The 12,353-nt window shown below is 69.8% G+C and carries 10 protein-coding genes; 5 read left to right on the forward strand and 5 right to left on the reverse strand.

Going from position 1 to position 12,353, the window contains the following annotated elements; translation table 11 throughout:
• Positions 1-114 precede the first annotated feature (114 nt).
• Positions 115-816 (forward strand): helix-turn-helix transcriptional regulator, encoded by a 702-nt coding sequence (locus K7G59_RS16065; protein ID WP_225834703.1) that lies wholly within the window; start codon positions 115-117, stop codon positions 814-816.
• Positions 817-888: 72 nt separating this feature from the next.
• On the opposite strand, the gene K7G59_RS16070 is transcribed toward K7G59_RS16065, so the two are convergent.
• The gene (locus K7G59_RS16070) at positions 889-1,914 is read right to left on the reverse strand and encodes an ATP-dependent 6-phosphofructokinase (RefSeq protein WP_225834705.1); all 1,026 of its coding nucleotides are present in this window, start codon (positions 1,912-1,914) and stop codon (positions 889-891) included.
• Between the two features lie 186 nt (positions 1,915-2,100).
• Between K7G59_RS16070 and pta the strand changes: the two genes are divergently transcribed.
• The 3 genes from pta to pyk all read left to right on the forward strand — a co-directional run bounded on the left by pta (position 2,101) and on the right by pyk (position 6,987).
• Positions 2,101-4,197 (forward strand): phosphate acetyltransferase, encoded by a 2,097-nt coding sequence (gene pta / locus K7G59_RS16075; RefSeq protein ID WP_225834707.1) that lies wholly within the window; start codon positions 2,101-2,103, stop codon positions 4,195-4,197.
• A 5-nt stretch (positions 4,198-4,202) separates the two neighbouring features.
• Complete coding sequence (locus K7G59_RS16080) at positions 4,203-5,411, forward strand: acetate kinase (protein ID WP_225834709.1); 1,209 nt, start codon at positions 4,203-4,205, stop codon at positions 5,409-5,411.
• A gap of 145 nt (positions 5,412-5,556) precedes the next feature.
• Entirely contained in the window at positions 5,557-6,987 is a 1,431-nt protein-coding gene (gene pyk / locus K7G59_RS16085; protein WP_225834711.1) for a pyruvate kinase, read from the forward strand.
• Positions 6,988-7,085: 98 nt separating this feature from the next.
• Here the strand turns inward: pyk and K7G59_RS16090 are convergent, their stop codons facing one another.
• From K7G59_RS16090 to K7G59_RS16105, 4 genes are all read right to left on the reverse strand, one after another.
• The gene (locus K7G59_RS16090) at positions 7,086-8,564 is read right to left on the reverse strand and encodes a hypothetical protein (protein WP_225834714.1); all 1,479 of its coding nucleotides are present in this window, start codon (positions 8,562-8,564) and stop codon (positions 7,086-7,088) included.
• Positions 8,554-9,129, reverse strand: a complete 576-nt coding sequence (locus K7G59_RS16095; RefSeq protein ID WP_225834717.1) for a DUF6114 domain-containing protein — start codon at positions 9,127-9,129, stop codon at positions 8,554-8,556. Before K7G59_RS16095 ends, K7G59_RS16090 begins: the two co-directional genes overlap by 11 nt.
• A gap of 115 nt (positions 9,130-9,244) precedes the next feature.
• Positions 9,245-9,883 (reverse strand): DUF6230 family protein, encoded by a 639-nt coding sequence (locus tag K7G59_RS16100; RefSeq protein WP_225834719.1) that lies wholly within the window; start codon positions 9,881-9,883, stop codon positions 9,245-9,247.
• A 647-nt stretch (positions 9,884-10,530) separates the two neighbouring features.
• Positions 10,531-11,502, reverse strand: coding sequence for a tetratricopeptide repeat protein (locus K7G59_RS16105; protein WP_225834720.1), 972 nt, complete (start codon positions 11,500-11,502; stop codon positions 10,531-10,533).
• A gap of 208 nt (positions 11,503-11,710) precedes the next feature.
• Between K7G59_RS16105 and K7G59_RS16110 the strand changes: the two genes are divergently transcribed.
• Positions 11,711-12,331 carry a TetR/AcrR family transcriptional regulator gene (locus tag K7G59_RS16110; RefSeq protein ID WP_225834721.1) on the forward strand — a complete coding sequence of 207 codons (621 nt, stop codon included), beginning with the start codon at positions 11,711-11,713 and terminating at the stop codon, positions 12,329-12,331.
• The last annotated feature ends 22 nt before the right edge of the window (positions 12,332-12,353 follow it).

Consider the following 12,353-nt stretch of genomic DNA (forward strand, 5'->3'; position numbering starts at 1 on the left):
TCACGGCAGGTGACACCGGGTGTCACGTTCCGCCGTCCGAGGGGAACCTACGATTCCACGGTCCGTGATCTCGGCAGAACCGACGGTAGTCGTCCGCATGCTCGCACCCCTACCTTGTGCCGGGTGCGCCAACCCTCAGCTGCTCCCCCGTTCAACGCCCCGGCCGCCCGCAGGCTGCGTGCCGCGCTCGGCATGGGACCCGAGCACGTCGCCTACGGCATGCGGGCCTCGTACGGGCTTCCGTACGTCACGCCCGACCTCGTGACCGCCTGGGAGCGCGGCACCGCCTCCCCGAGCAGCCCGGAACTCACCGCCCTCGCGGGGGCGTTGTGGTGTTCTCCGGGGGAACTCATCGGGCGCCCCCACACCTTGCGCGAGCACCGCATCGCCCGCGGGATCGCGCCGGAGGACGTGGCCCGCACCGTCGGCCTCGACCTTGCGGCGTATCTGCGGATGGAGGAGAGCGGGACCTGGCGCGGCAACGAGCGCCAGTCGGCCGCGCTCGCGCAGGCGCTGCAACTGGCCCTGCCCGACTTCGTGGCCGTCACGGGCCGCGAGGCGAAACTCGCCGACCTGCTGCACAGCGCGGTGAGCACCCGCTGGCAGGCGTATGTGCGGCCGGTGATGAAGCTGGCTCCCGTGGACACGGGTGTCCTGGAGGACGTCCTGCAGGAACTGCACCAGGACTACCAGGGGCACATGGCCGCCACCCTCAGCTGGGGTGGCGGCAGCAGGAGCGCCAGTGAGTCCGGGAAGGAGTTCCTCGACCGGATCGTCGAGAGCTTCTGGGCGGCGGTCGAGAGCAGGACCGGCTAGAGGAGAACGGGTCCGGCTACGACGACGGATCCGGCTACGACGACGGACCGGCTACGGAAAGGGGTCCGGCTACTAGAAGACCGACTCCGCCTCGTCCATGCGGTCCTTCGGCACCGTCTTCAGCACGGTGACGGCCTCCGCGAGCGGCACCATCACGATGTCGGTGCCGCGCAGTGCGGTCATCTTGCCGAACTCGCCGCGGTGCGCGGCTTCGACGGCGTGCCAGCCGAAGCGGGTGGCGAGGACGCGGTCGTAGGCGGTGGGCGTGCCGCCGCGCTGCACGTGGCCGAGGATGACCGGCCTGGCCTCCTTGCCGAGGCGGCGCTCCAGCTCGTACGCCAGCGCGGTGCCGATGCCCTGGAAGCGCTCATGGCCGTACTGGTCGATCTCGCCCTTGCCGTAGTCCATGGTGCCCTCGGCGGGGTGGGCGCCCTCGGCGACGCAGACGACCGCGAACTTCTTGCCGCGGGCGAAGCGCTCCTCGACCATCTTGACCAGGTCGGCGGGGTCGAAGGGGCGCTCGGGCAGGCAGATGCCATGGGCGCCGGCGGCCATGCCGGACTCCAGGGCGATCCAGCCGGCGTGCCGGCCCATGACCTCGACGACCATCACGCGCTGGTGGGACTCGGCGGTGGTCTTCAGCCGGTCCATGGCCTCGGTGGCCACGCCGACGGCGGTGTCGAAGCCGAAGGTGCGGTCGGTGGAGGAGATGTCGTTGTCGATGGTCTTCGGCACGCCGACGACCGGCAGGCCCGCGTCGGAGAGCATGCGGGCCGCCGTCAGCGTGCCCTCGCCGCCTATCGGGATCAGCGCGTCGATGCCGAACTCCTCGACCATGTCGGTCGCCTTGGTGCAGGCCTCACGCAGCCGGTCGCGTTCCAGGCGGGAGGAGCCGAGGATGGTGCCGCCGCGGGCCAGGATGCCGCTGACCGCGTCCAGGTCGAGGGTGCGGTAGTGGCGGTCGAGCAGACCCCGGTAGCCGTCCTCGAAGCCGATGACCTCGTCGCCGTACTGCGTCACCGCCCGGTGCACGACCGACCGGATCACGGCGTTCAGGCCGGGGCAGTCGCCGCCTGCGGTGAGAACTCCGATGCGCATCGTGCTGTGTCTCCTGCTCGCTTTCGAATGCCGGTGAGCCGCTACCGATTCTTTCACGTCTGCCGGTGGGGCGAACTTTTGACGGGCGCCTTATCTAGCGTGAGGGGTATTGTCAAGAGGGTTCAGCTCACCTCGGTGGGCGATTTTTATGATGTCGACGGCAGCGAGACGGATCGGAGAGCACGCGTGACACGCAGTGTGTACGTGACCGGGATCGACCGTGGCGACGGCCGCCAGGTCGTCGAGCTGGGAGTCATGGAGCTCCTGACCCGGCAGGTCGACCGAGTGGGTGTGTTCCGCCCGCTCGTGCACCACGTGCCCGACCGGCTGTTCGAGCTGCTGCGTGCCCGGTACCGCCTCCCCCAGGACCCGGCGACGGTCTACGGCATGGACTACCACGAGGCGTCCGCGCTCCAGGCCGAGCGCGGCACCGACGAGCTGGTCTCGGCGCTGGTCGACCGCTTCCACGGGGTGGCCCGGGACTACGACGTCGTCCTGGTCCTCGGCACCGACTTCGCCGACACCCAGCTCCCGGACGAGCTGGCCCTCAACGCCCGCCTGGCCAACGAGTTCGGCGCGTCGGTGATCCCGGTGGTGGGTGGCCGCAGGCAGACGGCGGAGTCCGTGCTGGCGGAGACCCGCAACGCGTACCGGGCGTACGACGGGCGGGGTTGCGACGTGCTGACCATGGTCGCCAACCGGGTGGCCCCGGAGGACCGCGACGAGATCGCCGAGCGGCTCGCGAAGCGGCTGCCGGTGCCCGCGTACGTGCTCCCGGACGAGCCTGTCCTGTCCGCGCCGACGGTCGCCCAGATCGCCCAGTCCCTCGACGCGAAGGTGCTGCTGGGCGACGACTCGGGGCTCGCCCGGGACGCGCTGGGCTTCGTCTTCGGCGGGGCGATGCTGCCGAATTTCCTGGCCGCGCTGACCCCGGGCTGCCTGGTGGTCACGCCCGGGGACCGGGCCGACCTGGTCATCGGCGCGCTCGCCGCGCACAGCGCCGGCACCCCGCCGATAGCCGGTGTGCTGCTGACCCTGGACGAGGTGCCGAGCGAGGAGATCCTCACCCTCTCCGCCCGCCTGGCCCCGGGCACCCCGGTGATCTCGGTGTCCGGCAACAGCTTCCCCACCGCCGAGCAGCTGTTCTCTCTGGAGGGGAAGATGACGGCGGCGACTCCGCGCAAGGCGGAGCGGGCGCTCGGCCTGTTCGAGCGGTACGCCGACACCGCCGACCTGGCCCGCCGGGTCTCGGCGCCGAGCAGCGACCGGGTCACCCCGATGATGTTCGAACACAAGCTGCTGGAGCAGGCCCGCGCGGACAGGCGGCGGGTGGTGCTGCCGGAGGGCACCGAGGAACGGGTGCTGCACGCAGCCGAGGTGCTGCTGCGCCGCGGGGTGTGCGACCTCACCCTGCTCGGACCGGTCGACCAGATCCGCAAGAAGGCCGCCGACCTCGGTATCGACCTCGGTGACAGCCAGTTGATCGACCCGGCCACCTCCGAGCTGCGCGACTCCTTCGCCGAGCGGTACGCCCGGCTGCGCGCCCACCGGGGCGTGACCGTGGAGGTGGCCTACGACGTCGTGTCGGACGTGAACTACTTCGGCACCCTGATGGTCGAGGAGGGCCTGGCCGACGGCATGGTCTCCGGTTCGGTGCACTCGACGGCGGCCACGATCCGGCCCGCGTTCGAGATCATCAAGACGAAGCCGGACTCCGCGATCGTCTCCTCCGTCTTCTTCATGTGCCTGGCCGACAAGGTGCTGGTCTACGGGGACTGCGCGGTCAACCCGGACCCGAACGCCGAGCAGCTCGCGGACATCGCCGTCCAGTCGGCGGGCACGGCCGCACGGTTCGGGGTGGAGCCGCGGATCGCGATGCTGTCGTACTCCACGGGTACGTCCGGCTCGGGCGCCGACGTGGACAAGGTGCGCGCGGCCACCGAGCTGGCGCGCTCGCGGCGCCCCGACCTGAAGATCGAGGGGCCGATCCAGTACGACGCGGCGGTGGAGCCGTCCGTCGCCGCGACCAAGCTGCCGGACTCCGAGGTCGCCGGGCAGGCAACGGTTCTGATCTTCCCCGACCTCAACACGGGCAACAACACCTACAAGGCCGTGCAGCGCTCGGCCGGCGCGATCGCCGTCGGCCCGGTGCTGCAGGGCCTGCGCAAGCCGGTCAACGACCTCTCCCGGGGCGCGCTCGTCCAGGACATCGTCAACACCGTCGCCATCACGGCGATCCAGGCCCAGACACCCGCCGACCGACTCAGCACAGAGAGCATCTGAACACCGTGACCGCGACTCGTGTCCTCGTCCTCAACTCCGGCTCCTCATCGGTGAAGTACCAGCTGCTCGACATGCACGACGCGAGCCGGCTCGCGGTCGGCCTGGTCGAGCGCATCGGCGAGCAGACCTCCCGGCTGAGGCACACCTGCCTGTCCACGGACGAGACGCGTGAGGAGAACGGGCCGATCGCCGACCACGACGCCGCCCTCAAGGCGGTCGCCGAGGAGCTGGCCCGGGACGGCCTGGGCCTGGACTCGCCGGAACTGGCGGCGATCGGTCACCGGGTGGTGCACGGCGGCATGTTCTTCACCGAGCCCACCGTCATCGACGACGCCGTGCTCACCGAGATCGAGCGGCTGATCCCCGTCGCCCCGCTGCACAACCCGGCCAACCTCACCGGCATCCGCACCGCGCAGGCGCTGCGCCCCGACCTGCCGCAGGTCGCCGTCTTCGACACCGCGTTCCACACCACGATGCCGGAGTCCGCGGCGCGCTACGCGATCGACCCGAAGATCGCGGACCGGTACCGCATCCGCCGCTACGGCTTCCACGGCACCTCCCACGCGTACGTCTCCCGGGCCACCGCCGAGCTGCTCGGCAAGGCACCCGAGGAGGTCAACGTGATCGTGCTGCACCTCGGCAACGGCGCCTCGGCCTCCGCGGTCGAGAAGGGCCGGTGCGTGGACACCTCCATGGGGCTGACGCCGCTGGAGGGGCTCGTGATGGGGACGCGCTCGGGTGATCTGGATCCGGCGGTCATCTTCCATTTGGCGCGCGTCGGCGGAATGTCCATGGACGAGATCGACACTCTTCTCAACAAGAGGAGCGGGCTGTTCGGTCTGTGCGGGGACAATGACATGCGGGAGATCCGCCGCCGCATCGACGAGGGCGACGAAGAGGCCCGGCTGGCCTTCGACATTTACATTCACCGGCTGAAGAAGTACATCGGCGCCTATTACGCGGTACTCGGCCGGGTGGACGCGGTGGCGTTCACGGCGGGAGTCGGCGAGAACGCCGCGCCGGTGCGTCAGGCCGCGATCGCGGGCCTGGAGGGGCTGGGCCTCGCGGTCGACGCGGAGCTGAACGCCGTACGCAGCGGCGAAGCGCGGCTGATCTCCCCCGAGTCCGCACGGGTGGCGGTCGCCGTGGTGCCCACCGATGAGGAACTGGAGATCGCCGCGCAGACGTACGCTCTGGTCGGAAACAGCAATTGAGCAAAAGGGAGTACAGCTGAGCAAGTAGAGCGAGCAGCAGAGCGAAGTAATACACGGCAGTAACACGCCTGAGCGCATGTCCGCCCATTTGTACCTTCCACCAGACGGAATATTCCGCTGGGAAACAAACCGATAGGATCGCCCCATGCGCCGTTCGAAAATCGTCTGTACTCTCGGCCCCGCGGTCGACTCCCACGAGATGCTCGTCGCCATGATCGAGGCGGGCATGAATGTGGCCCGGTTCAACTTCAGCCATGGCACCCACGCCGAGCACCAGGCGCGGTACGACCGCGTCCGGGCCGCTTCCAAAGAGACGGGGCGGGCCATCGGCGTCCTCGCCGACCTGCAGGGCCCGAAGATCCGCCTGGAGACCTTCGCCGAGGGCCCGGTCGAGCTCGAGCGCGGTGACGAGTTCGTCATCACGATCGAGGACGTACCGGGCGACAAGCACATCTGCGGCACGACGTACAAGGGCCTGCCGGGCGACGTCGCGCGCGGCGACCAGATCCTGATCAACGACGGCAACGTCGAGCTGAAGGTCCTGGACGTCGAGGGCCCGCGGGTGCGGACGATCGTCATCGAGGGCGGTGTCGTCTCCGACCACAAGGGCATCAACCTGCCCGGCGCGGCCGTGAACGTGCCGGCGCTGAGCGAGAAGGACATCGAGGACCTGCGCTTCGCCCTCCGTATGGGCTGCGACATGGTCGCGCTGTCCTTCGTCCGGGACGCCAAGGACGTGCAGGACGTCCACCGCGTGATGGACGAGGAGGGCCGCCGGGTCCCGGTGATCGCCAAGGTCGAGAAGCCGCAGGCGGTCGACAACATGGAGGACGTCGTGCTGGCGTTCGACGGCGTGATGGTCGCCCGTGGCGACCTCGCCGTCGAGTACCCGCTGGAGAAGGTCCCCATGGTGCAGAAGCGCCTGGTGGAGATGTGCCGGCGCAACGCCAAGCCGGTGATCGTGGCGACCCAGATGATGGAGTCGATGATCACCAACTCCCGCCCGACGCGCGCCGAGGCCTCCGACGTGGCCAACGCGATCCTGGACGGCGCCGACGCGGTCATGCTGTCGGCCGAGTCGAGCGTGGGCGCCTACCCGGTCGAGACCGTGAAGACGATGTCGAAGATCGTCGTCGCGGCCGAGCAGGAGCTGCTCGCCAAGGGCCTGCAGCCGCTCGTGCCCGGCAAGAAGCCGCGCACGCAGGGCGGTTCGGTCGCCCGCGCGGCCTGCGAGATCGCCGACTTCCTCGGCGGCAAGGGCCTGATCGCCTTCACCCAGTCCGGAGACACCGCCCGCCGGCTCTCCCGCTACCGCGCGGTCCAGCCGATCGTCGCGTTCACCACGGACGAGTCCACCCGCAACCAGCTGACCCTCAGCTGGGGCGTCGAGCCGCACGTCGTGCCGTTCGTGGCCACCACCGACGAGATGGTGGAGCTGGTGGACCAGGAGGTCGCCAAGCTGGGCCGGTTCGACGCGGGCGACACCGTCATCATCACCGCCGGCTCGCCCCCCGGGGTCCCCGGCACCACCAACATGCTGCGCGTGCACCACATCGGTGGCGGCGACGTCAGCTGACATCTGCTGCAAGGGTTTTGTACGGCGCTGAGGGGCGCCCCCCGGCAAGGGGGGCGCCCCTCAGTTCCTGCGGCTCCCGAACGGGCTTGTGCGACCGGTCAGTCGGTCGTGTACACGTGCATCCCGGGCACGTGCAGGTTGCCGCCGAACTGCGCCGCCTGAACCACCTTCACATGGGTGAAGTAGATCAGCGGGATGTTCAGCGGGGGCGGGCTGTCCGGGCTGAAGGTCACCGGGATGAGTCCGAAGAGGTTCCCGGAGATCTTCTCGGTGTACATCACGGTGGAGCCGCCCCGGATGGTGGACGTCGAGCCCGAGGACGCCTGCACGTGGTAAATCTTGCCGGTCTGCTTGTCCTTGACCGTCTGGTGCAGGTCACCGATGTCGGTGCCGTTGTTGATGACGTACTTCAGCACCTTCTTGGTGGTGCCGTTCGCCGTCCTCACGTCCACGATGCCCTGGTAGTCGGCGCCGTTGAGCAGCAGGGAGCTGGCGTCCAGGTACCAGGGGTCGTCCGCCACCGGCACCTTGTTGTCGACTCCGCCGACGTCGGTCGTGGCCGCCACGCAGTTGTCCGCCGAGGGGCTGGAGCTGGCCGACGGGCTGGGCGTGGCCGAACCGGCCGCGTCCCCGGCCGCCTGGGTGGTGTCCTGGGACGTCCCGGAGGCCGTGTCGGTGGCGCCCTGGGCGGTGTCCGTGACCGTGCCGGCCGCCTTGGAGGCGGTGTCCTTGCTGGTGTCGGTGACGCCGGTACCCGAGTCCGTGCCGCTCGTCGACGAGCCGGACGACGACGTGTCCGACGAGGACGACGTGTCCGACGAGGACGACGTGTCCGACGAGGACGACGAGGACGACGAGGACGACGAGGACGAGGTGGACGTGTCCGACGACGGGGACGCGGACGGCGTCGGGCTCGCCGACGACGTGCCGGAGTCCTTCTGGCCGCCGGTGAGCAGGCCGCCCAGCGTGTCGCTGACGGTGCCCAGCAGACCTCCGCCGCTCTGGGTGCCCGAGGAGGTCGACGTGCCCGAGCCTGTCGAGGTCGACGTACCCGAACCGGAGTCCGACGACCCGGAACCGGAGTCCGAGGAACCGGAGCCCGAACCGGAGTCCGAGGTGGCGGTCGGCTCGGGCGTGGGCGTGCCGGCGGAACCAGGGTCCGACGACGGGGACGCGCTCGGTCCCTGCGTGTTCTGCGTGTCCTGCGTCTGCCGGGTCGTCGGGGTGTCGGCGGACGCCGTGGGCGTCGGCGTGGGCGTGTCGGACGCACTCGCGGACGGCGACGGCGAGGCCGAGGCGTCCTTGGAGCCGTCCAGCGCCGAGACGCAGTCCTGGTACTCCGCGGCCTTCTGACTGTTGGACGTCGATGGTGTGCTGCCGTTGTCCGCGAGGGCGAGCGAGGACGTGAGGCCCATCCCCATGAGGACCGCGGTCGGCATCGCCACCGTCGCTATCGCCTTGCCGGCCGGCATGTGGAACCTGGTGAACAGCGGCTTCTTGGGTGCCGCGTGGCGGGGTCCGGTTCTTCCCCGGGGCCCGTCCGCATCGGCCCCGCGGGCCACGTCGTCAGCCGGCACTGTGCCTCCCGTTCACCCCGTTGGCCGGGCTCGTTCCTGACAGGTCGTTCTCCCCCAGCACCGGAAAGGCCTGGGCGGTGCCCTCATCGTTCGTCCCGTCCGTGTCCTGCTGCGGCAGCGGCGCGGTCTCGACAGCACTGCCCTCGGCAGGCGGCTGGGGCTGCGCAGGCACGCCCGGCGCCCAGGCCACGGCCATCGCCCCGCCGATCAGGGCGAACAGAAAGCCCATGACGAAGCCGCCGAAGTTGGACACCGGGATGGACACCAGCGCCAGCAGGATCGCGGCGACTCCCGCGAAGACCCGTACGTGCTTCTGGAACCAGAGGCTGATGCCCAGGACGATGAGCAGCACGCCGATGATCAGGGATCCCGCTCCCGCGGTGGTCGACATCGCCAGCGTCAGGTGCCCCAGCTGGAGATGGGCGTACGGGAAGTACATGATCGGAAATCCGCCGAGCATGACGAACAGTCCGGCCCAGAACGGACGCGAGCCCCGCCAGGCGCGGAACTGCAGCCTCCGGGTGGTGAACTGGCCGGGTACGGCGGCAGGAGTCTCGGCGCTCATGGAAACAGCTCCCTGGTGCGGCGTTGCTGTGGTGGTGATGTGTGCCGCGTGTGACGACGCGGCCGGAGTGGGGACGGGCGGGGTGCCACCGGCTCCCCCGCCCGTCATCGAGTGCTTAGTAGCACTCCTTGACACCCGTCGACAACGACATGTGCAGGCCGCTGAGCTTGAAGGTGCCGGCGGTGGTCGCCCACGCCGTCTGCTTCACGTTGTCCAGCGTGGCCGAGTCTGCCTGCTGCGCGAAACCGTACGGGTTGGCCTGCTCCCCGCCGCCCTTCATGCCCGGACCCTTGTCGGCGTCCTTGGCGGCAACACCGATGTCGATGTTGTGGAAGGTCGCGTCGGCGTCGAGGTCGGCGACATCGATGTAGATGTTGTCGGCCTGGACCTTGTCGTGGCCCGCGCCGCCGGCCCGCAGGAGCAGGCTGACGTTGCCGAAGAACGGCACGTTCGGCGTGACCACGGACTGGCAGAGGTTGGTGATCTCGGCGTGCTTGAACGCCGAGACGGCCACCGGGTGAGCCGACTTCTCGCCGGACAGCGTGTAACCGTTGTCCAGGGCGGCGTACTGCTCGAAGCCGGTACCCACCAGCTGGTCGGCAGACACCTTGAACGACTGGCCGGACACGCTGAACGAGGCAGCGAGAGCGCCCTGCGCGAGGGCCACTCCTATCGCAGCCGTGGCGGCGACGCTGGGCACCATGACCACAGCGAACCGCTTCCATCTGGTCCCGCCACGCACCTGGGACTCCATGTTTCCTCCTTCTCGGACGTACATCTCCTGGCCCGGCATCGCCGGTTGGGCGGCTCGGCCGGACAGGGATGGGAGAAGTGCTACGTCCTCGGGAAGGAGAGCGCCCGTACTCGAAAGGCGCGAATCGCGCCCGAATCACCGGCGATCACCCCCGAGCGACAACCACTGGTCGCGCCTGACACCTATCACGCACAACCTTGCTGGACAGGCTTCGCCGCGGCGACGAAGACCCCCCTGCCCTAGAGCCGGCGCCACTGCCGCCGGCTCTGCTCGGTGGGGACCCAGAGTCTCCCGCGCCCCAACCGGCTGCGGGGGTACGGGAATGGACCGAGCGTGGCCGATCGTGGTGCATTCTGGCCGCCTGCACAAGGGGGTTCGTTACTCGCTAGTAACGGCCGGATAACCGAAGGACGACCCGCCGGTCTCGAAGGGCGACGCTGGGTCGCATCGCAGGGCAGAACAAAGCCGTTGATCTTTGGACGAATCCAGACAGATCAACGGCTTCGATTTACTACGAGTAACAGCAGTCGCGATTACCAAGATTTGGTAAAGCGCGGCCTCCGCGACGAGGCGTCGGCAGACCTTTCGCCCGCGCCTCACATCCCGTGGCGGTCACCGAGGGTCAGATCGACCGCCACGGGCGAGGGTCAGAACAACGCCCGGGCGAGCGCCCGGCGCGCGCCGACGACCCGTGGATCCTCGGCTCCGACGACCTCGAACAGCTCCAGCAGCCGACGCCGCACCGCATCACGGTCGTCACCCTGCGTGCGCCGCACGGTTTCGATCAGCCGCCCGAAGGCGTCCTCGACGTGACCGCCCACCAGGTCCAGATCCGCCGCGGCGATCTGCGCGCCGGGGTCGGCCGGCTTCTCGGCCGCGTCCTTGCGCACCCGCTGCGGGTCCATGCCCTGCACCCGGTGGAGCAATTCGGCCTGGGCGAGGCCCAGCTTGGCCTCGGGGTGGGTCGGGTCGTCGGCGAGCACGTTCTTGTACGCCTGGATGGCGCCGGCGAGATCGCCCGCGTCCATCGCCTGGGCTGCGGCGTTCAGCGTGCCCTCGTGCGGCCCCACCGGCGCCTCGGCGCGCACGGCGCCGCCCGGCTGGGCGTCCGGGTCGACGGTCAGGCCGGTCAGCCCGAACCGCTGCTCGGCGACCTGCACCAGCTGGTCGAGCGTCTGCCGGATCTGCTGCTCTCCGGCGGCGCCCTGGAACAGCGGGAGCGCCTGCCCGGCGACCACCGCGAAGACGGCCGGAATCCCCTGGACCCCGAACTGCTGCATCAGCAACTGGTTGGCGTCGACGTCGATCTTGGCGAGGAGGATGCGCCCGTTGTACTCGACGGCCAGTCGCTCCAGGACCGGGCTCAGCTGCTTGCAGGGCTGACACCACTCGGCCCAGAAGTCGATGACGACGGGCACCTCGGCGGAGCGCTGGATGACATCCCGCTCGAACCCGGCCTCATCGACGTCGATCACGAGATCGGCCGGGGCGACGGCCCCCGTCCCGCCCTGGCGGGCCGCTTCGGCGCGCGTCTGCTCGGCCTTGGCCTTGGCCTCCTGGGCCGCCTTCACCGCGGCGAGGTCGACGACGCCATTCATGGACATGTTCCGTGGCTGCATGCGTCTATCCTCCCCCGATCTCGCGCTGCGACGAAAAACGCCGGTGACGGCGCCGGGTCCCCACCCCACGCCGATGGTCGAAGCTCGTGTACGTCCGTCACGAGCTTTCGCTACGACTCGTAGCGTAATGCCATCGGGACCGGGCGCGACACCAGCCGCCGGTGATCTCCCTCACGGCCGCACAGATCCCGCCAGTTATGGTCGTGGAATGGAGAACCGCACCCCCGCCGGCCGCACCGGGCGCCCCCGCAGTGCCGCTGCGGACGCCGCGATCCTGGCCGCCACGCGGGAGGCGCTGGTCGAACTGGGGTGGTCCAAGCTCACCCTGGGAGACGTGGCCACACGGGCCGGGGTTGCGAAGACGACGCTGTACCGCCGCTGGGCGGGCAAGAACGAGCTGGTCGTCGACGCGGTGGCCGAGCTCTTCGACGAACTGCAGCTGCCCGATCGCGGCACCCTCGCCGCCGACATCGAAGGTGTGGTCCTTCAGTTCTCGGCCATCCTCGCCCGGCCCGAGGCCAGGAGCGGGCTGATGTCGGTCGTGGCGGAGTCGACCAGGGACGACGCGCTGCGCGAGCGCATCCGCTGCTCCATCGTCGAGCGCCAGAAGCGGCTGGTCATGGAGGGCCGGGCCCGGGCACAGCAGCGCGGCGAGCTGCCGCCGGAGGCGAACCCCGGGCAGGCCTCGAGCACGGTCGACCTCATCTTCGACATGGTCGCGGGAGCGGTGATCCACCGCACGCTGGTGAGCGCCCAGCCCGTGGACGCGACGTGGGTGCAGCGCTTCACGACGGTACTGATGGGCGGCCTCGCGGCGGCTGAGGACTGAGGACCACCGGCCGTTCGGATCC

It is taken from the genome of Streptomyces sp. NK08204 (assembly GCF_020400585.1).
Classification (GTDB): domain Bacteria; phylum Actinomycetota; class Actinomycetes; order Streptomycetales; family Streptomycetaceae; genus Streptomyces.

Bases quoted from the DNA above. Each gene is read 5' to 3' on its own strand.
- K7G59_RS16070 (WP_225834705.1), bottom strand. From the start codon at position 1,914: ATGCGCATCGGAGTTCTCACCGCAGGCGGCGACTGCCCCGGCCTGAAC.
- pyk (WP_225834711.1), top strand. From the start codon at position 5,557: ATGCGCCGTTCGAAAATCGTCTGTACTCTCGGCCCCGCGGTCGACTCC.
- K7G59_RS16095 (WP_225834717.1), bottom strand. From the start codon at position 9,129: ATGAGCGCCGAGACTCCTGCCGCCGTACCCGGCCAGTTCACCACCCGG.
- K7G59_RS16100 (WP_225834719.1), bottom strand. From the start codon at position 9,883: ATGGAGTCCCAGGTGCGTGGCGGGACCAGATGGAAGCGGTTCGCTGTG.
- K7G59_RS16105 (WP_225834720.1), bottom strand. From the start codon at position 11,502: ATGCAGCCACGGAACATGTCCATGAATGGCGTCGTCGACCTCGCCGCG.
- K7G59_RS16110 (WP_225834721.1), top strand. From the start codon at position 11,711: ATGGAGAACCGCACCCCCGCCGGCCGCACCGGGCGCCCCCGCAGTGCC.